The sequence below is a fragment of the Streptomyces sp. AM25 genome (assembly GCF_058146165.1).
Genome location: NZ_JBKIWN010000005.1, coordinates 216687 through 242265, shown reverse-complemented (window position 1 = coordinate 242265; position 25579 = coordinate 216687). Strand labels below are relative to the sequence as shown.

Genomic DNA, 25579 nt, shown 5'->3' with positions numbered 1-25579 from the left:
ACTCCCGATGGGTCACCGGTGTCCGAGAGACGAACGCCATCACCGCAATCCGATGCGTCCCGGTCCCGAACCGGCGGATCGAGGGGGAAAGCCGGACGTCATCGCGGCGAAGCGGGCGAGCCTTTCCGGTATGCGCGCCCGGCGACGTTTGAAAGACGTGCCCGGGGTCAAACGGCGCGAGATGGTCGAACGCGGGCTGGACCTCGGACTGGAGGCGGCGAGGTCGGTCAAGGACCGCAACATCTCACTGTTCTCCCGTGGCCTGGACCCGATGTTCGCGGGAGTCACGACCTTCCTGAAGTCGCCGTATGTCGAGAACATCCGCGATATAGGCCGCTACGACGTGGCTGTGGTGGGCGCTCCGTTCGACATGGGCACCACCTACCGCTCCGGAGCGCGCTTCGGCCCACAGGCCGTGCGGCGCATCTCGGCCCTCTACGACTCCTACAGCCCCGATCTCGGCATGGACCTCCTGGAGGAGATCAGCATCGGCGACGCCGGGGACATCTTCGTCATACCGGCCAACATCGAGAAGACCTTCGACCAGGTCGACCTCGGTATCTCCCACATTCTGGACGCAGGTGCCTTCCCCGTGATCATCGGAGGCGACCACAGCATCGGCTATCCGGACGCGAAGGCCCTGGCCAAGCGTATCGACGGCAAGCTGGGGATCATCCATTTCGACCGGCACATCGACACCGCCATCACGACGATGGACGAGCGCATGCACACCACGCACTGGTCCCATGCGACGGACCTGCCGAACGTGCCGGCGGCGAATCTCGTGCAGATCGGAATCGGCGGCTGGATCGGCAACCATTCCGGCGTCCAGGTCGCCGAAGAGCGCGACACCACGGTCATCACCATGTTCGACGTCGAGGAATTCGGCGTCCGGCACGCCATGGAGATCGCCCTCGAAATCGCATGGAAGGACGTCGACGCCGTCTACCTCTCCTTCGACATCGATGTCGTCGACCCCGGCTACGCCCCCGGCACCGGCACGCCCGAACCCGGGGGAATGTCCCCTCGCGAGGCACTGAAGGCCGTGCGCATGGCCGCTCAGCCGGGATTGGTGGGGATGGACCTGGTGGAGATCTCTCCGCCCTACGACGTCGCGGACTGCACGTCCCAGCTCGGCGCGCGCATCGTCATGGACACCCTCGCAACTCTCGTCGAGAACGGCCATCTCGGTACCCGCCTGAGCGCCGCTCAGCGTGCCGAGGCCGACGACCGGCGTGACCGCGCCGCAGGAATCACCGATTGATGATCGGGGGTCGGGTCACGGACCGTCCGCTGCTGAACGCATTCCTGATGATCATGTGGTTCTTCCTTTGCCTGCACGCGATCCGTCCCGCTTGGGCTCCGCTGTGCCCGCCGACACCGCCCGGCTGCCGTGGTACTGCTGGAATGCGAAGGCGGACAGGGGAATTTCAACGTTCGTGCCTCCCACCCAGTGGCCCCACCTGGACCCGACAACCTCTTTTGACCGCGGGTGTGTTGACGTGAAACGGGCCTCGCTGCCCTTCGCCTGTCCTCCTAGAGTGACCCAGCGGCAACAGCGCCGTCACAAGGGGGAAACATGGCCGTCGACGACATACCCGAGGCGGAGGTCCTGAAAGTGCCTCAGGACTTTCCGCCAGGCCCTCTGTTCACGATCCCCCCGGTCCTGGCAGAGTTGCGGGACCACCGCCCGGTGTGCCCCGTTCGGATGCCGAGCGGGAGGCGGCTCTGGCTGGTCACCCGGTACGAAGACGTCCGCTTCGTGATGTGCGACCCCCGGTTCTCCCGGGACCTGGTCTTCGCCGGGGCTCCGCGGATGGCCGGGGACGACCTCACCTCGGTCGCGGGATCCCTGTTCAACATGGAGGGCTCCGACCACACCCGATTGCGTACCGTCGTGGGCTCCGCCTTCACCCGCCACGCGGCGCAGGCATGGCGCTCCATGGCACGGCGGCACGCGCTCGATCTGCTCGACCGCATGGAGCGCTCGGGAGCCGGCGCGGACCTGGTCGCGGAGTTCAGCGAACCGCTTGTGGCCCGGTTCGCCGGTGATGTGATGGGCATCAGCCGCGAGGAGCACGCCTGGACGCAAGAGCGCATCCGCGAGCAGTTGGACCTGCTCGGCACCCCGGAGCAGATCGCCTCGGCCACTGCCGCCGTCGGTGACCTCGCCGCTCGCCTGGTGGACCGGGCCGACGACTCGGTGGAGGACACGGAAGGACTGGTGGCGGCGCTGGCGCGGGCCGCTCGTGCCGGGACCGTCAGCCGCCAGGAGGCCGTGGGCACTGTGGGCCTGCTGCTGATGAACGTCACCGACCCGCTCGTCCCGCCGCTGACGGTGGGCATCATGACGTTGCTGCTCCACGGTGACCAGTTGGCGGACTGCAGACGCGATCCCGGGCTGTGGCCGGAGGCGGTGCGGGAGGTGCTGCGCTACCACAACAATGGCATCACCAACTTCCCCAGAGTGGCTCTGGAGGACGTCGAACGGCACGGCGTCCTGGTGTCCCAGGGCGAAGGGGTGATCACCTCCGCGCTCGCCGCCGCGCACGATCCCCGGGCATTCGCCGCCCCCGGCGTCTTCGACATACACCGGGAGGAAAAGGGCTCGGTCTTCTTCGGCGCCGGCCCGCATTTCTGCCTCGGCTCGGCGCTGGCCACAGAGGTCCTGGCGATGGCCTATGAGACGCTCTTCGAGCGGTTGCCGGGACTGCGGCTCGCCGTGCCGCCGCACGAAGTGCGCAAGGCGGACGACAGTTTCTTCGCCTGCCCGGCAGCCCTTCCTGTGACCTGGTAAACGAGGGAAAGGCACACACTGCGCATGGTCCCCGCACCTGATGGCCGAGGGTTACCCGCATGACGGCCGCCGCACAGGACACCAGACCCGACGACACCGGTTTCCTCTCCCGGGGCACGCTGCTGCTGATGGCGGTCGCGACCGGTCTGTCCGTGGCCGGGAACTACTTCTCCCAGCCGCTGCTGGACGTCATCGCCCACCGCTTCGGCATGGGTTCCGGGACCGCCGCTCTCGTGGTCACCGTGAGCCAGGTCGGCTATGTGTGCGGACTGGTACTCCTGGTGCCACTGGGCGATCTGCTGGAACGGCGGCGGCTCACCGTCACGTTGTGCGCGACGACCGCTGTCGGCCTCGCCTGTACCGCCGCGGCGCCGGACACCGCGCTGCTGTTCGCCGGCCTCGCCCTGACCGGGCTGTGCTCGGTGGGCGCGCAGGTCATGGTGCCGTTCGCGGCCACCATGGCGGCTCCCGGGGCACGCGGCCGGGCCGTGGGCACCGTCATGGCCGGACTGCTGCTGGGCATCCTGCTGGCCCGGACGGCCGCGGGCGGCCTCGCGGAACTCGGCGGCTGGCGCACGGTCTACTGGGTGAACGCCACGCTGATGCTGGTGATGGCAGCGTTGTTGCGGCGCGTCCTGCCGCTCTTCCCCGCCGCCGAACGCGTCTCCTACGGCTCCGCGTTCCGCTCGATGGCCCGGCTGTGGCGCCACCATCCGGTACTGCGGTGGCGCACCCTGACCGGCGCGTCGAGCTTCGGTGCGTTCACGGTGCTCTGGGTCTCGCTGACCTTCCTGCTGTCGGGTCCCGGCTACGGCTGGTCCACCTCGGCCATCGGACTGATGGGCCTGGCCGGTGCCGCGGGTTCGGCCGCGGCGTCGGCCGCGGGGCGGCTGGCCGACCGGGGGCTGGTCCACACCGTGACGGGTGGCGGCGCGGTGCTGCTGACGGCATCCTGGGCCCTCCTGGCCGCCGGCGGGCACGCGCTCGCCTGGCTGCTCGCCGGCGTCCTGGTGCTCGACCTGGCCGTGCAGGCGGTGCACATCAGCAATCAGAATGTCGTCTACGCGCTCGATCCGCAGGCGCGCAGCAGGCTCAACTCCGTCTACATGACCACGTACTTCTTCGGCGGAGTGACCGGTTCCGCGCTCACCTCCGTCGTGTGGTCGCATGCCGGCTGGCCCGGGGTCTGTGCCCTGGGGGCCGGCTTCAGCATCGTCACCGTGCTGTCGTGTCTGGGGGAACGGCTCACGCGGGGCCGGCCCGCGCCGTAGCGCCCGGAGGAGCCGGGCCCCGGACGAGGGGCGCCGGGCGTGCCGATCCGTGCAGCGCACTGCCAGGGCGTCGGGAGAGCCGATGATGGAGGCCGCGAAGGGTGTTCGGCCGGTGTTCTGGTCGTGGCCGGTTCCGGGATCGGCGGTGCACGGGGTGAGCCGCATCCGGCCGAGTATCACGAAGGGCGCCACCCCGGAAGAGATCCGTCTGCCCCACCTAGAAGTTGACCGGACAACAATCACAACTGCCGACCGGACAAGTTCAGTCATGACGGTGGGCGGACGCGAGACTCAAGACGCACCGGCCGATCCCGGCCGGCACCCCGACGGCCAGCGGATTTGCCTCTTCCGTCGGGTTGACCCGCATGTCAACGCGACGTCGATCCGGCCAGGTTGGCAAGTGGCTTGAATTGCAGCCCGCCATGGATCGTCTTGCGAGAGGCGACTCGAAACCGCACGTCAGACGCATGTGCAAAGGCATGTTCCGAAAATGCGCGGCTCGCGATACGGGGCGAAGCGCATCATTGTGCTGCTTGCACGGGCGGTGCGGCTCGATGAAGATGCAGGAAGATGCGCAATCGTGGCCGAGGAGCCCGCTCGGAACGTGAACGGGACACCGGCCCATCTCGTGGCGCGCCCGCCTCAAAACCGTCGCGCTTTGGCGCGTTCCTGCCTCGTCGGGCCCACGCGCCGCCTTTCGTTCCGTCAATCAGGATGGATCCAGAGTGCAGTCAGGGCAACACACACTCGTCGATTTGTTCAAAGGCGTCGTCGCCCGCTTCCCCGACCGGGTGGCAGTGACGGCCGACGACCGAGAACTGACCTACCAGGAGCTCAACCGCCGGGCCGGCGCGGTCGCCCGGCGCCTGCAGGACGCGGGAGCCGGAACCGGCTCCCTGGTCGGCCTGATGGTCCCGCGCACCAGTGGGCTCGCGGTCGGCCTGCTCGGCATCCTCACGTCAGGTGCCGCCTACGTACCCGTGGACCCCGGCTATCCCGAGGAGCGGATCGCCTGGACTCTCAAGGACAGCAGTATCACCCACCTCGTCACGACGTCCGAACTCGCCGATCAGTCAGGCGACTTGGCTGTCGAACTCGTCGTACTCGACGACTCCGACTCCGGCGCCGGACCGGAGCCTGCCGGGGCTGCCGCGGACGACCTGGCCTACGTCATCTACACCTCCGGATCCACCGGCCTGCCCAAGGGCGTCCAGGTGGAGCACCGCAACGTCGTGCGGCTCTTCGACGTCACACGCGACTGGTTCGGCTTCGACGAGAACGACGTCTGGACGCTGTTCCACTCCACGGCCTTCGACTTCTCCGTCTGGGAGTTCTGGGGCGCGCTGCTGTTCGGCGGGCGGCTCGTCATCGTCCCGCAGGCGGCCGCGCGTTCGCCGCAGACGCTGCATGAACTGCTCCGTGCTCAACAGGTGACGATCCTCAACCAGACGCCGTCGGCGTTCGCCCGGCTGGCCGCGGCCGACGAACAGGCCGAGCAGCCGCTGACCGCTCTGCGCGTGGTGGTCCTCGGCGGCGAACGGCTCGAACCTGCCGGGCTGCGCGGCTGGCTCGACCGGCACGGCGGCGAACACCCGCGCCTGGTCAACATGTACGGCATCACCGAGACCACCGTGCACGCCTCGTACCGCCCGCTCACCGCCGCCGACACCGCTGCTTCCGGCATCAGCCCGATCGGGGTGCCGTTGCCGGACCTCGCCTTCCACGTGTTCGACGAGGGCGGCAGACCGGCCGCCGAGGGCACCCCGGGAGAGCTGTACCTGTCCGGAGCGGGGCTGGCCCGTGGATATCTGGGCCGTACCGCACTCGACAAGGACCGCTTCCTCGAACTCCCCGTCCCCGACGGCACGGTACGGCGCTGCTATCGCACCGGGGACCGCGTGGTGGCGCTGCCCGACGGCGGCTACGGCTATCTCGGCCGCACCGACGACCAGATGAAGATCCGCGGCTACCGGGTCGAGCCCGGGGAGATCGAGGCCGTCCTCCTCGGGGAGGCCGACGTCTCCGCCGCGGTGGCCATGGCCCACGGCTACGGCGAGGGCGACGTGCGAGTCCTCGCCTACGTCGCCTCCGGCACCCCGGCGGACGTCCTCGCCCCCCGGCTCGGCGAACGCGCCGCGACCGCCCTGCCCCCGCACATGCGCCCCTCGGCGTACGTCGTCCTGCCCGAGCTGCCGCTCACCCTCAACGGCAAGGTCGACAAGAGCCGGCTGCCGGAGCCGAGCGCCGAGGCGGCCTTCGCCCCGGTCGCCGTCGACACCGGCGAAGCCGCCGGACTCACCGACACCGAGCGGCGGATCGTGACGATCTGGCAGTCCGTCCTGGAGCTGCCGGAGGTCGGCCGCGACACCGAATTCTTCGACCTCGGCGGTACCTCGCTCTCCCTGCTGCGCATGTTCGCCCGGACCAACGAGGAGTTCGGCACGGATCTCGACATCACCGTGCTGATCGACGGCGCGACGGTGGCCACCCTGGCCCGCCACGTCGACTCCGCCGTGTCCGCCACGGCACCCACGCCCTCACCCCGGGCACACCGGCCCGCCGCACCGCACCTACCCCAGAAGGACATATGACCGCGCAACCCGCCTTCTCCCTGAGCCCCGACGACGTCGCCGCCTTCCACCGCAACGGTTACGCGGGGCCCTTCACGCTGTACGAACCGGACGAGATCAAGAAGACGTGGGGACGTACCCGGCTGGAACTCCTCGACCGCAGCGCCGCCGTCTACAGCGAGGACGCCGCCGTGTCGGCGGCGACGAACATCTCCAATTACGACCGTCACCTCGACCACCCGTTCCTGGCCGACCACATCACCCGGCCGGAGATCGTGCACCGCGTCGCCTCCGTCCTGGGCCCCGATGTGCTGTGCTGGCGTACCGAGTTCTTCCCCAAGCACCCGGGCGACGAAGGCACCGACTGGCACCAGGCGGACACGTTCGCCAACGCCTCCGGCACACCGCAGATCCAGTGGCCCGGCGGCTCCGACTTCGGCGGCACGATCACGGTGTGGTGCGCCTTCACCGAGGCCAGCGCCGAGATGGGCTGCCTGCAGTTCATCCCCGGCACGCACCGCACCATGCACTACGACGAGACCAAGCGCATGCACTACGCGCCCGAGCGGAACACCAGCGTCGACAAGGGCGGCATCCGGCGCGGCTTCTTCGGCTACGATTACCGCGAACTGCAGATCGACCCAGACTGGAAGCCCGACGAATCCCGGGCCGTCTCCATGGAGATGCGGGCGGGCCAGTTCATCATGTTCTGGTCCACGCTCATGCACGCCTCCCACCCGCACCAAGGCCGTACCCGGGACATGCGCATGGGCTTCGCCGCCCGCTACGTGCCCACCTCCGTGGAGATCTACCCCGGCACCGCCGCGATCGAGGAGTACGGCGGCCGGGTCGCCCTCGACCGGTACGGCGCGGTGCTGGTCAGCGGTGAGGACGCCTACGGCCACAACCGGCGGGCCGAGCGCACCACCCGCGACCACCCCTTCGTCACCCGGCCCCCGGCGGGGGTGTGATGCGGAGGGAACCCACAGGCGCCACCGCGCCCGATGACGGTTCGCCGACCGGGCTCGCCCGTGCCCTGCTGGACACGGCGTCGATCCTGCGCGCCGTGCCGCAGCGGATACGGGTGGCGCCCGCCGCGCCGCTCGCCGCAGGGGGACTGCCGTCCGCGCAGAAGCTGCTCGACCAGCTCGCCTCCGCCCTCGGCCTGCCCGAGGTGGAGGCGGTGGGCGAGCCCGACCGGCTGACCGCGACGGAACTCGCCGTCAGCCGGCGGCTGGCGCTGCGCGCACCCGGTGCCACGGCCGGCGACGAGCCGAAGCAGGCGGCACGGTCGGCCCTCTCCGCCTTCCCCGGGCCCGCCGTGGTCGTGCCCGCCCGCGACGGCACACCGCTGCGGTGCTGGGCCGCCGGCCCCGAGGACGCCCCGGCGGTCGCCGTCGTCACCGCCTGCGGCATGCCCGTCGGTCTCGCGGCGAAGTGGCTGGCCGCCCTCTCCCCGGAGCACCGCGTCGTGACCTGGGAGAGCCGCGGCCTGTTCGCACCGGACGACGGCACCGGACTCGGCGAGCCGGCCGCCCACACGCTCGACGCCCAGAGCGAGGACGTGCTGGCCGTCCTCGACGGATTCGGCATCGGCCACGCCCACGCGCTCGGGCTGTGCGGGGGAGCGGTGGTCGCCCTCGCGGCCGCCGCCCGGTCGGACCGGATCAGCTCCCTGAGCCTGTGGCACGGCGACTACGAACTCGGCGGCGAGGCCCCGAAGACGGCCCACCAGCGCGACGTCGAGTCACTGCTGACCATGGTCGCCCGGGGCCGCCCCCAGGCGGCCGCCATGCACCGGCTGCTGAACCGGCCCAGCACCCTGGAGGGGCTGCGCCCGGACATCGCCCACTACCTCATCCACCCCTACGCCACCCCCGAACTCCTCCACCGCTACGGCCTGCTGAACGGCGCCATCATGTCCGCCGACTGCCGTCGGCTGCTCGACGCCCCCCAGCCGGCCCTCGTCGTCACCAGCGACCGGGACACCACCGCCCACCCCGCCGGCTCGGCGTACGTCGCCCGGCACCTGCCCCGGGCCGAGCTGCGCACCCTACCCGACGGCGACCATCTCACCGCCTTCGACGCGGGGGGCGAACTGGTCGCCCTGGCAAAGGAGTTCCTGCACACCGTGACCGTCTCCGACCGGAAGGGCACATGAACGAGATCGCCGACAGCACCCGGAACGAGCGGCTGGCCGAGGTGCTCAGGGAACATCCCGCGGTGGCCGACGCGGTCGTCACCGACGGCCCCCACGGCCGGGGCGGGCACGCCCGGCTGCTGGCCGACCCCGTCGCGGCCCGGGTGCTGCACCGGTCCGCCGCCCTGGAGGCGGCGGACCGGCTCGGCGGCCTCGGCTGGCACGAACCCGCGGGCGAGATACGGGTGGCCGGCCTCAACCGCAGCGAGACCGAGTTCCTCCACCGCGAGATCTTCACCGACAACGCCTACTTCCGGCACGGCATCACCCTGCCCGGCGGTGCCGTCGTGGTGGACGTCGGGGCGAACATCGGCATGTTCACGCTCCGTGTCGCCCGGCAGAGTCCCGGCGCCCGGATCATCGCCGTCGAACCGGCCGCCGAACTCGCCGACGCCGTCGCACTCAACGCCGAACTGCACGACGTGGACGCCACCGTGCTGCGCACCGCACTGGGCAGCGCCGAGGGCGAGACCACCTTCACCTTCTACCCCAACAACAGCGTCATGTCGGGCCGGTTCGCGGACGCGGACGAAGACCTCGACGTGCTCAAGGGCTACTTGCTGACCGGGCAGAACGCGCGCCAGGGCGAGCACCTGGACCGGCTGGCGGCCGACCGGATGACCGCGCAGACCCGCCGGGTCCCCGTGACCACCCTCACCGCCGTCGCCCACGAGCACGGCCTCGCCCGCATCGACCTGCTGAAGATCGACGTGGAGAAGGCCGAGGCCGAGGTCCTCGACGGGATCGACGAGACCGTGTGGCCGCGCATCGAGCGGATCGTGATGGAGGTCCACGACATCGACGGACGCCTCGCGGCCGTCCTCGCGCAACTGCGCCACCGCGGCTTCACGGTCACGACGGAACAGGACCCCCGGCTGGTCCGCACCCCCTGCCACAACGTCTACGCCCGGCGCTCCGGCGCCGGCACCGCGCCCGCATCCCCCGCCGCACCCACCGGCGGCCCGACCCTGCGCCGGCTGGAGGAGGAACTGCGCGAACTGACCGCGCGGCGCCTGCCCTCGGCAGTACCGCCCAGCCACTACACCCTCACCGCCGACCTCACCCGCACCGACGACCACGAGCCCGCGGGGGAGCGGACTCTCTCCGCCTCCCCGCGGGTCGCCGTGCTCGCCCGCATCTGGACGGAGCTGTTCGGCCCGGACGCGGTACGGCCGGACGCGGACTTCTTCGACCTCGGCGGCGATTCCCTGACCGCCGTGCGTCTGATGGCGACCTTGGAGAGCGAACTCGGTGAGGACGCCCTCACCCCCGACCTGATCTTCACCGACAGCACCTTCGGCGCGCTGGCCGCCGCCGTCGAGTCGAGTGGAGAACCCGAAAGGACAGCGCACACATGAACTCCCTGCACCACCGGCTGAGGCAGGCCGCGCCCCCGTCCGCCGTCGCGGCCGGCCTCGTCGCCGTCGTGGTGGGCATCACCAGCTCGGCGGCGATCGTCTTCAGCGCGGCCAGGGCCGCCGGCGCCACCCAGGCCCAGCTCACCTCCTGGATGCTGGCCCTCGGCGTCGGCATGGGCGTGACCTGCATCGGCCTGTCCCTGCGGTACCGGATGCCCGTGGTCACCGCCTGGTCGACGCCGGGCGCGGCACTGATGGCCACCGGTCTGCACGGAGCGAGCATGGCGCAGGCCGTCGGCGCCTTCCTGCTCTCCGCGGCACTCATCACCCTGTGCGGGGTGACCGGCTGGTTCGAGCGGGGCATGAGCCGCATCCCCGTGCCCCTGGCATCCGGACTGCTCGCGGGCGTGCTCCTCGAGTTCGGCACCCGCCTGTTCAGCAGCATGCACGGCGACTTCGCCGTGGTCTTCCCGATGTTCGCGGTCTATCTTCTCTCGCGCCGCTGGCTGCCCCGCTACGCCGTCATCACGGCGCTGGCCGCGGGACTGGCCGCGGCGGCCGTCCGGGGCTCGCTGCATCTGGGCGGGGTGCGGTTCGCGGTCGCCGCACCCGTGTTCACCGCCCCGGACTTCTCCTGGCAGGTGCTGATCAGCGTGGGCCTGCCGCTGTTCGTGGTGACCATGGCCTCGCAGAACCTGCCCGGCGTGGCCGTGCTGCGCAACGACGGCTACAACGCGCCGGTGTCCCCGCTGGTCGGCTGGACCGGCGGCGTCAACCTGCTCCTCGCGCCGTTCGGCTGCTTCGGACTGAACCTCGCCGCCATCACGGCCGCCATCTGCACCGGCCGTGAGGCCCACGAGGACCCCGGCCGCCGCTACACGGCGGCCGTCTGGGCCGGCGTCTTCTACCTGTGCGTCGGCATCTTCGGCGGAGCCGTGGGCTCGTTGCTCACCGCCCTGCCTCCGGCCCTGGTCGCGGGCATCGCCGGGCTGGGCCTGCTGGGCACCATCGGCGGTTCCCTCAACGGCGCGCTCAAGGACGAGCGGTGGCGCGAGCCCGCCGTGGTCACCTTCCTCGCCACCGCCTCCGGGGTGACCCTGCTCGGCATCGGGTCGGCCTTCTGGGGCCTGCTCGCCGGCCTGGGCACCGCTCTTGTGACGCACCCCCGCCACCGACCCGCCCCGCGCCCCGCGCCGCAGCGGCAGCCCGACAGGAGCCGGACATGAACGTGAGCGCCGGGACACGCACCGCGGAGTCCGGACGCTGGTTCCACCGCCCGCTGCCCCGGCCCGACGCACGCCTCAGACTGGTCTGCGCCCCCTACGCCGGATCCGGAGCCGGGGTGTACCGGCCGTGGGCCGCACAACTCCCCGCCGACACCGAACTGGTCGCCGTACGGCTGCCGGGGCGGGAGAACCGGCTGCGGGAGCGGCCCGCGCAGGACTGGCCGTCGCTGGCCCGGGACTTCGCCGCCGCGCTCGAGGAGCAAGTCGCCTCCCCCTACCTGCTGTTCGGGCACAGCATGGGCGCGATGCTGGTCTACGAGACCGTCGTACGCTCCCCGGCCCGGCCGCCCGACCGGGTCCTGCTGTCCGGATGCCGCGCGCCGCACGTGCCGCGTGCCCTGCCGGCCATCCACGAGCTGCCGACGGACAGGTTCCGCGCGGAACTCGGCAGACTGGCCGGCACGCCCGAGGACGTCCTCGCCGACCCCCGCCTGATGGCCGTGCTCGACCCGATGCTCCGCGCGGACATCCGTCTCGCCGAGACCTGGGCCCACCCGGCACCGGACCCGCTGCCCGTGCCCGTCACCGTCTTCTGGGGCGCGCACGACGACGTGGCCCCGCCGGACGCGGTGGCCGCCTGGCGCACCCTCGCGCCGCACGGCTTCCGCGGCCACCGCATCGACGGCGGCCACTTCTTCCTGCACGAACGTGCCCGGGACCTGCTCGGACTGCTCGACGACGAGATCACGCTGTGCCTGGCGGAGCGGCAAAGGAGCAACAGATCGTGAGGTCACCCTATTTCGACGACACCCACGCCGCCTTCCGCGAGGAGGTCCGCGCCTTCCTGGCCGCCGAGGTGCTGCCGTACGCCGCCCGCTGGGAGGAACACGACACCGTGCCCGCCCCCGTGTGGAAACTCCTCGGCGAGCGCGGCTACTTGGGACTGCTGCACCCGCGTGCGGCCGGCGGCGGCGAACGCGACCTGTTCACCTCCGTCGTCTTCCTGGAGGAACTCGGCCGCACCGGATTCGGCGGGCTGCGGGCCGCCGTCTCCGTCCACGCCTACATGGCCACCCACTACCTCTCCCAGGTCGGCGGCCACGACCTGTGCCAGGAGTACCTGGCACCCGCCGTCCGGGGCGAGCGCCTGGCCGCCCTGGCGATCACCGAACCGGGTGCCGGAGCCGACCTGTCGGGGCTCGGCACCACGGCCGTCCGGGACGGCGAGCACTTCGTCGTCGACGGCACCAAGTCGATGGTCAGCAACGGCATGACCGCCGACTTCCTCGTCACGGCGGTGCGCACCGGCGCCGCCGCGGCCGGGCACCGCGGCGCGACCGGGCTGTCCCTGCTCGTGGTCGACACCGACCTGCCCGGCGTCTCCCGCACCCCGCAGCGCACCCTCGGCTGGCGCTCGGCCGGCACGGCCGGCGTCACCCTCGATGCGGTGCGGGTCCCCGCCGACCGGCTCATCGGCCGCCTCGGCAACGGCTTCTACTACCTCATGCGCGGGCTGCAACTCGAACGCCTCGTCGCCGCCACCCTGGCGCTCGGCGGCATGGACCGCAGCCTGGACGAGCTGAGCGCATTCCTGCGCGCCCGCGACGTCGGCGGTGAGGCTCTCGCCCGCAAGCAGGCACTCGTGCACCGCGTCGCCGACCTGGCCACCGAACTGGCGGCCGCACGGCACCTCGTGCACCACGCCGCGTGGCTGTACGAGCAGGGCGAACTCCCCGCTCTGGAATGCTCCATGGCCAAACTGCACACCACCGAGCTGGCCTGCCGACTGGCCGACACCGCCCTGCAACTGCAGGGTTCGCACGGCTACGCGGAGACCTCCTTCGCGGCCCGCACCCAGCGCGACGCCCGCGCCGCCACCATCGCCGCCGGCCCCAGCGAGGTGATGCGCGACCTCATCGGCCGGGCCGTCCTCAACCGGCCCGCCGAGCCCGTCACCGACGCCAGGACGCGGTGATGGGCGACCAGACCGCGTACTTCTTCCTGGCCCTGGCCGTCGTGCTCGGCGTGGCCCGGCTGTGCGGCGCAGGCGCCCGCAGGCTGGGGCAGCCCGCCGTGGTGGGCGAGATCGTCGCCGGCGTCCTGCTCGGCTCGACGCTGCTGTCCCACACCTGGGGTTGGCGGGACGCCGTGCCGTACGACGAGGTCCAGCCCCTCCTCGGGGCGCTGGCCAACGTCGGCCTGGCCCTGTTCATGTTCGTCATCGGCTACGAGATGGACCCGGCGTTCCTGCGCGGCAGCGGCCGTACGGCGCTGTACGTGGCGGCCGGTTCGGTACTGCTGCCCCTGGCCGGCGGCTGCCTCGCGGCACTGCCGTACGCGGCGGGCCACGCGCCCTCGGGCACACCGGGATTCGTGCTGTTCACCGGCGTGGCTCTGTCCGTCACCGCCTTCCCGGTCCTGGCGCGGATCCTCGCCGACCAGCAGCTCAACCGCACCCCCGTCGGCCGGATCGCCATGGCCGCCGCGGGCGTGAACGACCTGATCGCCTGGGCCTGCCTCGCCGTCGTCGCCGGGCTCTTCACCGCGGCTGCTTCCTGGCGCATGGCATTCCTGCCGGTCTACCTCGGGCTGCTGCTGTGGGGGGTCCGGCCGCTCGCCGCCCGGCTCCTGCGGGGCGGTGCACGCAGGGCGCCGGAGGCGGTGACCGCTGTGGTCGTGGTGGTCGCCGGGCTCATGGCCTCCTGCGCGGCCACCGAATGGCTCGGCGTCCACTTCGTCTTCGGGGCGTTCGCCTTCGGCGCGATCATGCCTCGCGACGGCGGCGGGGAGCGGATGCGGGTGGCGGTCATGGACGGGCTGGAGAAGTCGGCCACCCAGATCCTGCTCCCCGTGTACTTCGTGATCGCCGGCAACCGCGTCGACCTGACCACGTTCCGCGCCTCACAACTCGGCGGGCTCGCGGTGATGCTGGCGGTCGCCGTCGCCACGAAGATGGCCGGCGCCGGCCTGGGCGCCGTCGCGGCCGGGCTGCCCCGACAGGAGGCGATGACCGTCTCGGTGCTGATGAACACCCGCGGGCTCACCGAGGTGGTCATCCTCACCGTGGGGCTCCAACTGCACTTCATCGACGAGGCGTTCTACTCGATCCTCGTGGTGATGGCGGTACTGACCACCGTCATGACGGGGCCGCTGCTGCGCGCCCGCCGCGCCACGGCGGGAGACCGCGCGCCGGCGGATCGGGGGACGGGCTGCGCTCCCGGGCAGCCTGCGACAGGGGAGCCGTTGCACGGGGAGAAGCGGTCCTGATGACCCAGGAGACCTGACCGGAACGTGCCGTGCAGCGTCAGCTCACTCCCGGGCGCCGGGAGTTGGCGGTGCGAGCGGTGAAGCCGTGGCGTGGAGGGCAAGCCTGGTCGCGTTCGCCGTTGAACTCCTTCGGCTCCGCTGGTCCACGTGGCACCGCGCTTTCGAAGGCGCGGGCGTCGCCCCGCGAGCAGGACGTGGGCGGCATGCCCGGCATTGCCCCCCGTCGCCCCGGGCGCGGCGTCTTCGATCAGATTCCGCAGGGTGCCCTGCGTCCACCGGTAGCGCTCGGTCCGCAGTACGCCGGTGGAGGCAGTCTCGCGCGCGCGGATGAGGTGGCGGTTCTCCAGCTTGAAGCCGAGTAGCGCGTCAAGCAACGCGGTGATCCGTTCGCGTGCCGGTGCCCGGGATCCGAGCGGCGGCTCTTGTCCCTCCACGGCCTCGCGCACGGGCGTGAACTTCGCGTCCGACAGTGCGTCCAGGAGGCCGTCGCGACTGCCGAAGGCCCGGAACAGGGTCCCCTTCCCGACGCCGGCCGCAGCAGCGATCGCGTCCATCGTGACCGTGCCCGGGGCGTCGGCTTCGGCGAAGAGCGTGTCGGTGGCGGCGAGCACGAGCGCGGAGGGAACCGGGGGCCGGCCTCTCCGCGCCCTCGTTGCGGACGCAGCGTCCGAAGTATCGCTAGAGTGTTGTGGACTCACAGTCCGAAATTCTGACGGAGGGCCCCATGGCGCCTACGTCCGTTCTTCCCGAATGGCTCGCCGACGCGTTCGGCTGCCTTGCGGCCGGCGACGTCGACGGCTGGGCGAGGATCTACGCCCCCGACGCCGTACATGAGTTCCCCTTCGCGCCAGAGGGTCAGGTGAATCGGATCGAGGGCCGAGAGGCGATCGCCGCCCGATTGCGTCAGGTCTTCGATCTGACCGAAGGGCGCCTCCGTTTCGGCTCCTTCGACAACGTTCGCCTGCACGAGATCGGCGACGAGGTCATCATCGAGGGCGAAGGCCACCATCACCGGACCGTCGATGGAACCCCGGTCGACATCCGCTGCGTCTGGTTCATCACCCGCCGCGAGGGCATGGTGACGCACTTCCGCGACTACATGAACCCACTGACCCTCTCGACGCGCCGACCGGGGTGACCGCTGCACGCCTGCTATTCGCGCCCCGTTGGAGCTATGTCGGCTGGTCGGATTTCGGGCGCGGAGTCTGCTCGACGATCATCCGCAATGCCTCGACGTGCCGGAGAAATCGGTGTCTTCCTTCGTCGGTGGCTCGCGCTGTGGTCTTGGGTACCCGGCCAAGATACGTCCGCCGCTGCTCGACGTACCCTTCCTTGCGCAGCGTGGCCAATTGTTTGGACAGTGCGGAGTCCGACAGCGACACCGCGTCCCGCAGGAAGGTGAAGTCACACCACTCCACTGCGCACAATGCCGACATGATCGCCAGTTTGGTCGGATCCAACAGCCGGTCCAGTCCTGGTGTCTGGCCCGGCGGGACCGCGCCGCTCATCCGTTCGCCCGCCGCTGGGACGCCATGGTCAGCACTCGGCCCAGGGCGAACAGCCCGGTGAACGCCGCACCGTAGAGCACTCCCGATGCGGTGTTCGGGTAGTGACCCAGGCCGACCGAGTCGGCGACATGGTTGGCCACACCGGTGCCGTAGCGGGAGATCAGCGCCGCGCTCAGCCCACCGACGATCGCTACGGCGAGAAACACTCGCGGGTTGAACGACTGCCGGGGCTCCACCCCGCGCACCCGACCCAACAGTGACGACCCGGTGACGAAGGTGACCGCGAACGTGACCGCAAGCGCGGCCAAGACCACTGCGGCGATCAGCTTTGCGCCGCTGAGACTGACGAAGTCGTTGGCCGCCATGACCCCAGCGGTCAGGACGAACGTCGCCGCGTAGACCCACCACGGCACGTCGGCGGCCCGCCGGGTCCGGTCCTGGTGCTGCTGGATCGTCGCCAGAGCCTCCGCTGCCCGCCGGTCCTCGCCGTCCATGAATACCCCCTGGCCCATGACCCCTCCTTCGACTACTTTCCTAGTCGGCATGTGCTGATAAGGAATGTAGCGACTACTTGCCAGTGCGGCAAGTGGTCGAGGTGGAACCGATGACCCCGAGCTCGCCGCCCCGCAGATCCCCGTCGAGATGCCGCCCCGCGTCGGCCGTCCGCGCGTGACCCGGTGACGCGGCGACCTCGTCCGAACTCCCGCCCGCGTCCGCGACCTTGCCGGCCGCCCCATGCCGCAGCATGTGCGGGGACACCGCCGGCGACAGCCCCGCCCGCCGCGACGACCGCGTCAGCAACTCGGTGATGGCGTCCGGGCTCCAAAGCCTGGTGAGACAGCCTCACCCCCACCGTGCGCAGAGGGACTTCACCTGTGGCCACGCAGGGGCGCCGGCCAACCGCGCTTATTACAGGGCTCTTACCAAGTACGGCGAGGGCAGCCGATTCGCCGGTTCCGGTCCTAGCGTCGGAGTCGGGGCGCCCCGTCACCTTCCGGTGCCGGTGGGCTACCGGCTCCGCGCGATCGTCGCGGAGTTCACAACTCCTCATGAAGGAGAGCCCAAATCATGAAGTTCCATATGTTATTGCGCCGATGGCGGGCGAAGCGACCGCCTGAGGCGCCCACGATCCGGGCGCACGACAGACGGCCGCGCCGTGCAGCAGCCATCGTCGCCACCGCACTGATGCTCGGCGGCCTGCTGGTGGTGGGAGGAGGCACAGCGCAGGCGGCGAGTCCCGACAGTCACCGGCTGGTCACCTGGAACATGGAGAACGGGCGCGATCGCTGGGCCGGCGTGGCCACGATCGCGCAGACCAACAGCGTAGTGGCACTTCAGGAAGTGCCCAGTGTTCCGGCCCGGGGGGTCCGACAGCTGCGCTCGATCGGCAACGTCGAGGTCTATTCCTGGAGGATCGCCCGCAACACCTACCGCTACCTCTACATCCTCCCGCAGGCGTCACGGAACGTCGGAATGGTCACCTCGTTCCGCGCCGACCGGGTCGTGCAGATCGGCGGCAGGTACCGGGACGGGCTCGGTCTGGTCCGCCAGGCCGACAACGTCCTGTTCGCCAGTGTCCACGCCTCTGCCGGGCGGAACGGCGGGGGACGGGGTGCCGACGGGCCGTCGCTGGTGCGCAGGGTCGCCGCCGCGGCGGCGACGCGCAGCGTCACCAACTGGGTGGCTCTGGGGGACTTCAACCGTGATCCAGACCAGCAGAACCTCGGCGAATTCCCGACCGGATCCCGTATATACAACAGCGGCCAGGCCACCCAACGAAGTGGCGGTGAACTGGACTACATGGTCTCCAACATCCAGACGCAGAACTGGCAGGCCACCGTCCAGGCCAACGGCGGCAGTGACCACTGGCCCGTCTACTTCGGTTCGCTGCAGGCCGCGGCCGGGGCACAGGACCTCACCGTGACCTCGGCCCTGAGCGGCCTGAACCTGGACGTCTACCAGGACCGCCTGGGCGACGGGACGCACGTCGTCCAGTACCACGCCAACGGTGCCACCAACCAGTTGTGGAGCCTGCTGCGGAACGGGGGCATCGACACCAGCCCGCTGTACCGCTTGATCAGCTACAGCAGCCAGAAGTGCCTGGACGTCGACAGGGGGCAGCAATCCCGGCCCGGCGACGCCCTCAACATCTGGACCTGCCACGGCAGGGACGGCTCCCCGACCCCGGGCGGCCCGACGGCCGACACCCAGAACTGGACCCTGGTCCACCCCGACCCGTTCCGGCCGAACCGGACCGAGCTGCGGAACCGCTCCACGCGCCTGTACGCAAGCATCGACCACAACTCGAAATCGGACGACGCCACCATCGTGCAGCGTCACGACCAGCCGAGCGCCCCGCCGATCCCCGGCGAGATCTTCTACCTCCACCCGGACCCGGCCAGCGCTGCGGCCGAGCCGCCCGGCGGACCCGGGACACCCGGAGACCCCGGCGGCCCCGGGACACCCGGAGGCCCCTCGGCGTAAGCCTCGCCCCGGCCCAAGAGGGCGGTGGGCCCGCCGTTCACAGCGGCCGGACCCACCGCCCGTGGCTGATCAGGCGCTGGTGGCAGGGGTGTGGAAGTAGTGGCCCTTGTCGAGGTCTTCGAGCAGGCCGGGGTGGGTCGGTTCCCAGTCCAGCAGGTCGCGGGTAAGGGTGTTCGACGCTGTGGCGTCGAGGCCGAGGAAGGCGCTCAGCCAGGCGAAGTGCTCGGCCGCAGCCTCGGGGGCCACGGAGGTCACCGGCACATCGAGGTGACGGCCGATCACCTCGGCGACGTCGCGGATCGCGACACCCTCCTCCGCGACACCGTGCAGCACCGAGCCGGCGGGGGCCTTCTCGACCGCCAGGCGGAACAGCCGTGCGGCGTCGAGGCGGTGGACGGCCGGCCAGTGATTGGCGCCGTCGCCGAGGTATCCGGAGACGCCCCTGGCCCGGGCGATGGCGACCAGGGTCGCCATGAAGCCGTTGTCTCCTTCGCCGTGACAGGTCGGAGACAGTCGCACCACGCAGGAGCGCACGCCGCGCGAGGCGAGTGCGAGCGCCGCCTGGGCGGTGGCCGATCGGATCGAAATAGGCGAGCCGTCGATCGTGGGCATGTCCCGCTCGGTCGCCACGCGCCCGGGCGTGAGACCGAACAGGCCGGAGGCGAGGACGAAGGGGCGGTCTGTGCCGGCGAGTGCGTCGCCGAACGTGTCGACGGCGCGGCGATCGGCCTCGGCAGCGCCCCGGAAGTCGCCGGTGAAGGCGATGTCGTGCTTGAAGGCGAGGTGGATCACCCCGTCCGACGCGGCGGCCGCATTCCGCAGCACGGTGAGGTCGTCGACGGTACCGCGGACGACCTCCGCGCCGGCCGCGGTGAGCGCGGCGGCGGAGGTGTCGGACCGGGCGAGCCCGACGACCTGGTGTCCCGCGTCGATGAGCGCGGGAACGACGGCGGAGCCGATCCAGCCGGACGCGCCGGTTACGAAGATGCGCATGGGAAATACCCCAAACTGTCGATGTCAGCGACTGTCATCGACCCTAGCATCTGATGTCAGTCGCTGTCATCAAGTAGGATCTACACATGGGTAGATGGGAGCCGGACGCGCGCGGACGCCTGACGAAAGCGGCGTTGGAGCTCTATAGCGAGCGCGGCTACGAGCAGACCACGGTGGCGGAGATCGCCAGACGGGCCGGCCTCACGGAGCGGACCTTCTTCCGGCACTACGCCGACAAACGCGAGGTGCTGTTCGCCGGCTCCCGTTCGCTGGAGGAACTGTTCGTGCAGGCGGTCGCCGGTGCCCCGGAATCCGCGGCGCCGATCGACGCGATAGCGGCGGGGCTTGAGGCGGTCTCCAAGATGTTCGCCGACCGCCGCGAGTACTCCCGGCAGCGACAGGCCGTCATAGCGGCGAACGCGGAACTCCGGGAGCGCGAGCTGATCAAGCTTGCCTCGATCTCGGCCGCACTCACCGCCACCCTACGCCGACGAGGCGTTGCGGAGCCGGCCGCGAGCCTGACTGCCGAGGTGGGAATCGCCGTCTTCAAGGTCGGCTTCGAGCGCTGGATCACGGCGTCCGAGGAACGCGAGCTGTCGCAGTCGATGAGGGAATCGCTGGACGAGCTCAAGGCCGTGACCACGAGCGGCTAAACGGCGAACCGGCGGTCAGGACCGGCGGTGCCGGCAGTGGTGCCCCGCCTTTCCTCCCTCGGTGGTCAAGGGCGAGAGTGAGAGGGGGCGGGGCTCCATGCCGGCTCCCTTCGGGGTGTTCGTGGGCGTGACGCCCGGGAATCGCCCCAGGTCTCCGGCACAATTTCCATGACACAGCCGCACGTTGCCCCTCCCTCCGGCACCCTTGAAGGCAGGCTGTACAGCAGAAGCGTGTTCAACCCTGTGACGGGCGAGGCTGTCACCCGTCACAGGTGCAGCAGAAGGAGCCTTGAGTGACGGTACGCGCAGCACAGGGACGCCGGCGGGGGAAAGCCCTGTGGGCGGTGGCCCTGATCGGTGTCGCCTCGGTCCTCACCGCGGGTACCACTGCCGTCCCGGCACAGGCGGCCCCCGCGGGCGTGCCACGGGGCGCCGAGTACGTGGCCATGGGCAGCTCGTTCGCCGCAGGCCCCGGCATCACCCCGACCAAGCCCGGCAGCCCGGCAGCGTGCGGGCGCTCCGCGAACAACTACGCCAGTCGGGCCGCGGACCGCCTCGGTCTCGCGCTGACCGACGTCACCTGCAGTGGCGCCACCACTGCGAACATCCTCACCACCGGCCAGGACGGCCAGGCGCCGCAGATCTCGGCGGTCACCGCCGACACCCGGCTGGTCACCGTCACCATCGGCGGCAACGACGTGGACTACCTGGGCAGTTTGATGGCCTACTCCTGCCGGAACACCCAGCGCCCGCACTGCGACACCGTCGACCAGGACGCCATCGGTGCGGCACTCGAGACCGTGCACACCAAGATCGGCAACGTGGTCGCCGCGGTGCACCGGCGCGCGCCGGATGCACAGGTGCTCCTGGTCAACTACTTCACGGTCCTGCCGGCCGGTGGAAGCTGTTCCGGGGTGCCGCTGACCACGGCACAGGCCGGATTCGAGCGGCACGTGGCCGCCCGTCTGCGGTCGGCCACCCAGCAGGCGGCAACTGCCCAGCAGGCCACCGTGATCGACGTGGCCGGCGCCAGCAGCAGCCACAACGCCTGTTCGGCCACGCCATGGGTGGAGCGGTACGACGTCCCGTCCGGCCGCACGCCGTATCACCCGAAGCCGGAAGGCATGGCAGCCGTGGCCGACATGATCACGGCCCGGCTGGGCTGAGCCCACTTCCCGGAGGGTCATCTCGGTGGCGTCGGTCGAGGCAGAGATGGTCGGCTCGTCGTCATCCCGTAATTGACAGTCCTGGAACGGCCGTGCGGTGGTCACCGAAGGTCGTCGATGACGTAGGCGTCGGCACGGCAGTAGCCGTCCTCGTCGGGATTGAGCATGACCACGCCTTGGAGGAATGTCCTGTACCCCCGCTCCAGCATCCTGCGGTAGGCGTCGTGGCGGGCGACATTCACGCCCGCGACCATACGGCGCAGGCCCCGGTCCGCCGCCAGTCGCTCGCACGCCTCCAGCAGTCGTTCGAAGCGCTGTGCGGCGTTGCTGCCGGGCCGGACCGCACCGAACTTCACGAAGCAGGCGCCGGTACCGGCCTCGCCCGTGTCGCAGTGGCACACCGCGAACCCGGACCCGTCGTCCAGCAAGACGGTGTCGCCCAGGGACTGGTCATGCGTGGCGCGGATTTCGTGCTCGACGTCGAGACCATCGAAGATCGCGTGAGTGACGTCACGACAGGCGTTCAAGGCTCCAGGGCGTTCCGGGCCGGCGGTCTGCGAGTAGGTCGTGAACCGGGGCGGAGAGGCCGGTGGTGAGACGTCCTTTTCCATCACGGGAGTGAGCTGTCGCGGCCAGAAACCGAACTTCTGGTAGAGCCAGATGTGCTTGGTGCTCTGCGGGAAGGTGAACAAGCCTGCTTGACGAACCTGCCAGCTGTCGATCAGTTCGACGATCGGCTCCATCAGCCGGCTCGCGATGCCCCGGTCCCACAGATCGGGCCGCACCGTCAGCGGGCCGAAGAAGCCGAAGCTGCCCCAGCGCGTCGCAAAGTTCGAGCCGACCACTTCTCCCTCGCGCTCAGCGGCGAACGCCCAGTCCGGCGCAGCCGCGAACCGTGGGCGGACCAGATCCACGTCACCGAAGACAAGCATCGGATCCGGGGCCTCCAGAAAAGTGCCGAACGCCATTCGCATCACCTGGTCGGCGACTTCGAGGTCGCGCTCCTGGAGCGGGCGGATCGTCACATCGCTTGCTGGCTGCTTCGCCGACGTCATGTGTTCCCCTTGGGCCGTGGTCTGTGGTGTCGGGACAGGGCAGCGGCGGATTCCCGAGCCGAGACCCCGCGCTGTCGTTCGTGCGTGGCGGCGACGTCCGGGGTGAGTGCGGGCGGCAGCCGCGGGCCGGCAGCGAACAGACGGGGCATCGCATCCAGTGTGTCAATGCCCACCGTGGCCGGGGCACATCCACAGCGGCGGCCAAGGAGGCAAACGGTGCGACGTGTTCCCCCAGCCGCCGCCCGCCTCGACACCGCAATCGCCCTGTACGGCAAGCGGGAAGACGGCCGCGGTCACGACTGCCGCTGTGGGACGTTGCGCAGGCCGTCGATCAGGACGCCCACCATGCGCGTGCCGTGTTCGGAGTCTCCACCGGGTGCGGGCAGGCACAGATGGGCGATGGCGAACAGCAGGTCATGGGCGCCGACGTCGTCGCGGATCGCGCCGTCGGCCGCCGCGGTGGCGAGCAGCGCGGCGAGGGCGGGGGTGAGCTTCTGCAGGAAGTAGCCGGGCAGGGCTGCGTAGGCCGGGTCGCCCGAGTGCAGCGCTGAGGCAAGCCCCCGCTTGGTCTCCAGGAGTTGGGTGTACCGCTGGATCCACTTCACCAGTGCCGTGACCGGATCGTGTGAGGCGCCGAGCTGTGGTCCGGCAGCGGCGCAGGCGTCGATGCTGCTCTGCACCACTGCCTTGACGAGGTCGGAGCGCTGAGGGAAGTGACGGTAGAGCGTCCCGACTCCCAGCCCGGCCAGGTCGGTGATCTCCTTTGCGGGTGCGTCGACCCCCGAGGTGTCGAAGACCGCCTTCGCAGCCTTGAGCAACGCGGTGATGTTGCGTTGGGCGTCGGCGCGCCGGCGCGGCGCGGCCGGGGAGGCTTCGGGCAGTGACGCGTCCTCGGGCACGGGGCTCCTCCTCTTGCGTGACCGGAAAGGCTTTCCGTACAGTCGAGTTAAACGGAAAAGCTTTCCGTTTGACTCCAGAGCTCCAGGGTAGGACATCCCCCGGGAGACACCTCGCGCCACTGGACCGTGAAGCCGTCGAAGAGCTCCCTGCACCGCATGCAGCACGGCCCAGCCGATGATTCGTCATCCGACGGACCTGTCGTCGCGAACCCGTATTGCCACCATCCACCAGTGTGAGGACTCATCGTCATGAAGAATGCGCTCCGCACCGCACTGGCCGCCGCAATCGCGGCTACAGCTCTCGCAGTTGCCGGTTCACCGGCCGTCGCCGCCAACGCCACACCCCACCGGCCGGCGAGGGTGCCTTGTTTCGATATCCGCAGCGCCCTCGACACTCGAGACACTCTCGGCACCCGTGTGCCGGCCAACCCGAGTCAGATCAGCGCCGCCGCGTACAACCAGGCCCGGAGCATCCTGGCGCACGCCGGCAGCCGGACCGCGGCCAAGTCCCATCCCGTCCACGGCACCGGTTCCGTACCCGTGCGGTACGGAACCAGCCTCCTGACCTGCTCGCGGGACGAGTTCCGGCACGACGACCTCACTGCGCCGATCAAGCAGTCGGGCATGACGCCCTATCACTACCTCGCCATTCACGACGCGGCGCGGACGATGGGCATCACCCGCTGGTGAACCTGTCGGCGGCGCATCGGGATGACGTTCACGCTGTCGTCCCGGTGCCGTTCGGCAGCGGTATGGCGTGGAAGACGCCGTCGGGGTCGAAGCGGCGCTTCGCCGTGAGGAGCCGGTCGGTGTTCGGCGCGTAGGCGTACGCGATCTGTTCGTATTCATCGGGGGCGAGCAGGTTGGCGTAGCCGCCGGGCAGGGCCTCGGGTTCGAGGGCCGTGGACAGTCCACGGGCCCAGGCGCGATGGCCCTGCTCTCCGGCATCGCCCGGTTCCCAGAGGGCGATGATCTCCACCATGAGGTGCGGGGTGCGCTCGCCGAACGCCGTGTCGGTCGCGGGCACGCGGGCGGCGGCGCCGTGCAGGCTGTGCAGGTTGACGGCCGACAGCGGCGAGGTCAGGGTGCTGCCCGCGTCCTGGAAAGCCGCGCGTACCGCGGAGTTGAGTGCGGGGACGGTCCGATGGCGCATCTCGACGTGCCTGCCGGCGGGGAACGCGGCATCGGTGCCCGCCAGCAGGTCGGGCATGGTGGTGGGGCCGAGCCGGACGAACACGGGCTCGCCGAGAGCCTGCAGCCGTTCCAGGGCGCGTTCGCCCGCGCGGGCGTCGTCACCGCTCCAGGTCGGGGCGACGAAGACCACGCGCGCTCCGTCCGGGCCGGTGAGGATGCCCCACTGTATGGTCAACTCGTCCGGGCCGTCCGGCAGGAGACCCTCCAGCCGGGCCAGCACCGCCGGCGCCTGCGGCCAGGGAAACATGAGGGTGCCGGACAGGAGCGTCGGCACCGCGTGGAGCCGGACGCGCATCGAGGTGACCACGCCGAAGTTGCCACCACCGCCGCGCAACGCCCAGAACAGCTCAGGTTCCTGCGCGGCATCGGCTGTGACCAATGAGCCGTCGGCGAGCACGACGTCCACGGACAGCACATTGTCCAGCGCCAGTCCGAACCGTCCGCTCAGCGGCCCGTAGCCGCCGCCGAGACTCAGCCCTGCCATGCCGACCGCGCCGCAGGCACCGGTCGCCGCGGTGAGGCCGAACGGCTGGGCGGCACCGACGAGATCGGCGGCTGTCGCACCGCCGCCCACGTCCGCCACGGCCGAGGCCGGATCCACCCGCACCTGGCGCAGACCGGTCAGGTCGATCGTCAGACCGCCGTCGACCAGTGCCCGGCCGACCCAGTCATGACCGCCGCCGCGCACCGACAGCGGCACGCCGCACTCCTGGGCGGCCAGAACTGCCGCCTGGGCATGGGCCGGTTCGGCACAGCGGACGATCACGCCGGGACGGTGCCGGACCGCGCCGTTCCACAGAGCTGCGGCAGCGTCGTAGCCGGGGCCGGAAGTGACGACCCGGTCGGCGCCGATCACGCGACGCAGCGTGTCGGCCAGGCGGGCGAGCGTCTTCTCCGTCGATGGGGTCACGGGCGACCTCGCTTCGGCCGGTCAGGCA

General features: G+C 70.7%; 23 protein-coding genes and 1 pseudogene. 16 read left to right on the top strand and 8 right to left on the bottom strand.

From position 1 onward, the window contains the following. Positions 1 to 157 precede the first annotated feature (157 nt). The 11 genes from speB to ACLHRZ_RS08525 all read left to right on the top strand — a co-directional run bounded on the left by speB (position 158) and on the right by ACLHRZ_RS08525 (position 14689). A complete protein-coding gene (gene speB, locus ACLHRZ_RS08575) occupies positions 158 to 1264 on the top strand; it encodes an agmatinase (protein ID WP_490417684.1) in 1107 nt (368 codons plus the stop codon). Between the two features lie 444 nt (positions 1265 to 1708). Next, a complete protein-coding gene (locus ACLHRZ_RS08570; RefSeq protein ID WP_490417683.1) occupies positions 1709 to 2797 on the top strand; it encodes a cytochrome P450 in 1089 nt (362 codons plus the stop codon). A gap of 59 nt (positions 2798 to 2856) precedes the next feature. Next, complete coding sequence (locus ACLHRZ_RS08565; protein ID WP_490417682.1) at positions 2857 to 4068, top strand: MFS transporter; 1212 nt, start codon at positions 2857 to 2859, stop codon at positions 4066 to 4068. A gap of 755 nt (positions 4069 to 4823) precedes the next feature. After that, positions 4824 to 6659: an amino acid adenylation domain-containing protein gene (locus tag ACLHRZ_RS08560; protein ID WP_490417681.1), complete on the top strand. Its 1836-nt coding sequence runs from the start codon at positions 4824 to 4826 to the stop codon at positions 6657 to 6659. Next, positions 6656 to 7609, top strand: a complete 954-nt coding sequence (locus tag ACLHRZ_RS08555) for a chlorinating enzyme (RefSeq protein WP_490417680.1) — start codon at positions 6656 to 6658, stop codon at positions 7607 to 7609. The genes ACLHRZ_RS08560 and ACLHRZ_RS08555 overlap by 4 nt, the downstream gene beginning before the upstream one ends. Continuing rightward, positions 7609 to 8799 carry an alpha/beta fold hydrolase gene (locus tag ACLHRZ_RS08550; protein ID WP_490417679.1) on the top strand — a complete coding sequence of 397 codons (1191 nt, stop codon included), beginning with the start codon at positions 7609 to 7611 and terminating at the stop codon, positions 8797 to 8799. Before ACLHRZ_RS08555 ends, ACLHRZ_RS08550 begins: the two co-directional genes overlap by 1 nt. Next, entirely contained in the window at positions 8796 to 10196 is a 1401-nt protein-coding gene (locus ACLHRZ_RS08545) for an FkbM family methyltransferase (RefSeq protein ID WP_490417678.1), read from the top strand. Before ACLHRZ_RS08550 ends, ACLHRZ_RS08545 begins: the two co-directional genes overlap by 4 nt. Beyond that, positions 10193 to 11422 carry a benzoate/H(+) symporter BenE family transporter gene (locus ACLHRZ_RS08540; RefSeq protein ID WP_490417677.1) on the top strand — a complete coding sequence of 410 codons (1230 nt, stop codon included), beginning with the start codon at positions 10193 to 10195 and terminating at the stop codon, positions 11420 to 11422. The genes ACLHRZ_RS08545 and ACLHRZ_RS08540 overlap by 4 nt, the downstream gene beginning before the upstream one ends. After that, the gene (locus tag ACLHRZ_RS08535) at positions 11419 to 12210 is read left to right on the top strand and encodes a thioesterase II family protein (protein WP_490417676.1); all 792 of its coding nucleotides are present in this window, start codon (positions 11419 to 11421) and stop codon (positions 12208 to 12210) included. Before ACLHRZ_RS08540 ends, ACLHRZ_RS08535 begins: the two co-directional genes overlap by 4 nt. Then, positions 12207 to 13397: an acyl-CoA dehydrogenase family protein gene (locus ACLHRZ_RS08530; protein WP_490417675.1), complete on the top strand. Its 1191-nt coding sequence runs from the start codon at positions 12207 to 12209 to the stop codon at positions 13395 to 13397. The genes ACLHRZ_RS08535 and ACLHRZ_RS08530 overlap by 4 nt, the downstream gene beginning before the upstream one ends. Further along, positions 13397 to 14689: a cation:proton antiporter gene (locus ACLHRZ_RS08525; protein WP_490417674.1), complete on the top strand. Its 1293-nt coding sequence runs from the start codon at positions 13397 to 13399 to the stop codon at positions 14687 to 14689. Before ACLHRZ_RS08530 ends, ACLHRZ_RS08525 begins: the two co-directional genes overlap by 1 nt. A gap of 479 nt (positions 14690 to 15168) precedes the next feature. Here the strand turns inward: ACLHRZ_RS08525 and ACLHRZ_RS08520 are convergent. Then, positions 15169 to 15300 (bottom strand): annotated as a pseudogene (locus ACLHRZ_RS08520) (helix-turn-helix domain-containing protein); the annotation flags it as partial. Positions 15301 to 15413: 113 nt separating this feature from the next. Here ACLHRZ_RS08520 and ACLHRZ_RS08515 point away from each other — a divergent pair. Then, positions 15414 to 15827: a nuclear transport factor 2 family protein gene (locus ACLHRZ_RS08515; protein ID WP_490417673.1), complete on the top strand. Its 414-nt coding sequence runs from the start codon at positions 15414 to 15416 to the stop codon at positions 15825 to 15827. A 34-nt stretch (positions 15828 to 15861) separates the two neighbouring features. Here the strand turns inward: ACLHRZ_RS08515 and ACLHRZ_RS08510 are convergent, their stop codons facing one another. From ACLHRZ_RS08510 to ACLHRZ_RS08500, 3 genes are read right to left on the bottom strand one after another with little or no spacing between them, the layout of a single operon-like run. Next, positions 15862 to 16197: a winged helix-turn-helix domain-containing protein gene (locus ACLHRZ_RS08510; protein ID WP_490417672.1), complete on the bottom strand. Its 336-nt coding sequence runs from the start codon at positions 16195 to 16197 to the stop codon at positions 15862 to 15864. Next, positions 16194 to 16709: a hypothetical protein gene (locus ACLHRZ_RS08505; protein ID WP_490417671.1), complete on the bottom strand. Its 516-nt coding sequence runs from the start codon at positions 16707 to 16709 to the stop codon at positions 16194 to 16196. Before ACLHRZ_RS08505 ends, ACLHRZ_RS08510 begins: the two co-directional genes overlap by 4 nt. Before the next feature lie 55 nt (positions 16710 to 16764). Continuing rightward, positions 16765 to 16944, bottom strand: a complete 180-nt coding sequence (locus tag ACLHRZ_RS08500) for a hypothetical protein (protein WP_490417670.1) — start codon at positions 16942 to 16944, stop codon at positions 16765 to 16767. A 321-nt stretch (positions 16945 to 17265) separates the two neighbouring features. Here ACLHRZ_RS08500 and ACLHRZ_RS08495 point away from each other — a divergent pair, with 321 nt between their 5' ends. Continuing rightward, positions 17266 to 18681, top strand: coding sequence for an RICIN domain-containing protein (locus tag ACLHRZ_RS08495; RefSeq protein WP_490417669.1), 1416 nt, complete (start codon positions 17266 to 17268; stop codon positions 18679 to 18681). A gap of 69 nt (positions 18682 to 18750) precedes the next feature. On the opposite strand, the gene ACLHRZ_RS08490 is transcribed toward ACLHRZ_RS08495, so the two are convergent. Further along, the gene (locus tag ACLHRZ_RS08490; RefSeq protein ID WP_490417668.1) at positions 18751 to 19674 is read right to left on the bottom strand and encodes an SDR family oxidoreductase; all 924 of its coding nucleotides are present in this window, start codon (positions 19672 to 19674) and stop codon (positions 18751 to 18753) included. Between the two features lie 86 nt (positions 19675 to 19760). On the opposite strand from ACLHRZ_RS08490, the gene ACLHRZ_RS08485 reads away from it, so the two are divergent. Both ACLHRZ_RS08485 and ACLHRZ_RS08480 read left to right on the top strand, forming a co-directional pair. Further along, positions 19761 to 20327, top strand: coding sequence for a TetR/AcrR family transcriptional regulator (locus ACLHRZ_RS08485; protein ID WP_490417667.1), 567 nt, complete (start codon positions 19761 to 19763; stop codon positions 20325 to 20327). A gap of 293 nt (positions 20328 to 20620) precedes the next feature. Further along, positions 20621 to 21493: an SGNH/GDSL hydrolase family protein gene (locus tag ACLHRZ_RS08480; RefSeq protein ID WP_490417666.1), complete on the top strand. Its 873-nt coding sequence runs from the start codon at positions 20621 to 20623 to the stop codon at positions 21491 to 21493. A gap of 101 nt (positions 21494 to 21594) precedes the next feature. Here ACLHRZ_RS08480 and ACLHRZ_RS08475 read toward each other — a convergent pair whose 3' ends face one another. Both ACLHRZ_RS08475 and ACLHRZ_RS08470 read right to left on the bottom strand, forming a co-directional pair. Further along, the gene (locus ACLHRZ_RS08475) at positions 21595 to 22548 is read right to left on the bottom strand and encodes a GNAT family N-acetyltransferase (RefSeq protein WP_490417665.1); all 954 of its coding nucleotides are present in this window, start codon (positions 22546 to 22548) and stop codon (positions 21595 to 21597) included. 293 nt (positions 22549 to 22841) lie between these two features. Beyond that, positions 22842 to 23447, bottom strand: coding sequence for a TetR/AcrR family transcriptional regulator (locus tag ACLHRZ_RS08470; protein ID WP_490417664.1), 606 nt, complete (start codon positions 23445 to 23447; stop codon positions 22842 to 22844). Between the two features lie 249 nt (positions 23448 to 23696). On the opposite strand from ACLHRZ_RS08470, the gene ACLHRZ_RS08465 reads away from it, so the two are divergent. Further along, positions 23697 to 24137 carry a hypothetical protein gene (locus ACLHRZ_RS08465; RefSeq protein ID WP_490417663.1) on the top strand — a complete coding sequence of 147 codons (441 nt, stop codon included), beginning with the start codon at positions 23697 to 23699 and terminating at the stop codon, positions 24135 to 24137. A 28-nt stretch (positions 24138 to 24165) separates the two neighbouring features. Here the strand turns inward: ACLHRZ_RS08465 and ACLHRZ_RS08460 are convergent, their stop codons facing one another. Further along, complete coding sequence (locus tag ACLHRZ_RS08460; RefSeq protein WP_490417662.1) at positions 24166 to 25551, bottom strand: FAD-binding oxidoreductase; 1386 nt, start codon at positions 25549 to 25551, stop codon at positions 24166 to 24168. Between the last annotated feature and the right edge of the window lie 28 nt (positions 25552 to 25579).

Coding starts and splice junctions, on each gene's coding strand:
- ACLHRZ_RS08570 (WP_490417683.1), top strand. CDS start 1,709: ATGCCGAGCGGGAGGCGGCTCTGGCTGGTCACCCGGTACGAAGACGTC.
- ACLHRZ_RS08525 (WP_490417674.1), top strand. CDS start 13,397: ATGGGCGACCAGACCGCGTACTTCTTCCTGGCCCTGGCCGTCGTGCTC.
- ACLHRZ_RS08515 (WP_490417673.1), top strand. CDS start 15,414: ATGGCGCCTACGTCCGTTCTTCCCGAATGGCTCGCCGACGCGTTCGGC.
- ACLHRZ_RS08495 (WP_490417669.1), top strand. CDS start 17,266: ATGAAGTTCCATATGTTATTGCGCCGATGGCGGGCGAAGCGACCGCCT.
- ACLHRZ_RS08555 (WP_490417680.1), top strand. CDS start 6,656: ATGACCGCGCAACCCGCCTTCTCCCTGAGCCCCGACGACGTCGCCGCC.
- ACLHRZ_RS08465 (WP_490417663.1), top strand. CDS start 23,697: ATGAAGAATGCGCTCCGCACCGCACTGGCCGCCGCAATCGCGGCTACA.
- ACLHRZ_RS08535 (WP_490417676.1), top strand. CDS start 11,419: ATGAACGTGAGCGCCGGGACACGCACCGCGGAGTCCGGACGCTGGTTC.
- ACLHRZ_RS08505 (WP_490417671.1), bottom strand. CDS start 16,709: ATGGGCCAGGGGGTATTCATGGACGGCGAGGACCGGCGGGCAGCGGAG.
- ACLHRZ_RS08485 (WP_490417667.1), top strand. CDS start 19,761: ATGGGTAGATGGGAGCCGGACGCGCGCGGACGCCTGACGAAAGCGGCG.
- ACLHRZ_RS08550 (WP_490417679.1), top strand. CDS start 7,609: ATGCGGAGGGAACCCACAGGCGCCACCGCGCCCGATGACGGTTCGCCG.
- ACLHRZ_RS08565 (WP_490417682.1), top strand. CDS start 2,857: ATGACGGCCGCCGCACAGGACACCAGACCCGACGACACCGGTTTCCTC.
- ACLHRZ_RS08545 (WP_490417678.1), top strand. CDS start 8,796: ATGAACGAGATCGCCGACAGCACCCGGAACGAGCGGCTGGCCGAGGTG.
- ACLHRZ_RS08490 (WP_490417668.1), bottom strand. CDS start 19,674: ATGCGCATCTTCGTAACCGGCGCGTCCGGCTGGATCGGCTCCGCCGTC.
- ACLHRZ_RS08475 (WP_490417665.1), bottom strand. CDS start 22,548: ATGACGTCGGCGAAGCAGCCAGCAAGCGATGTGACGATCCGCCCGCTC.
- ACLHRZ_RS08500 (WP_490417670.1), bottom strand. CDS start 16,944: ATGCTGCGGCATGGGGCGGCCGGCAAGGTCGCGGACGCGGGCGGGAGT.
- ACLHRZ_RS08510 (WP_490417672.1), bottom strand. CDS start 16,197: ATGAGCGGCGCGGTCCCGCCGGGCCAGACACCAGGACTGGACCGGCTG.
- ACLHRZ_RS08540 (WP_490417677.1), top strand. CDS start 10,193: ATGAACTCCCTGCACCACCGGCTGAGGCAGGCCGCGCCCCCGTCCGCC.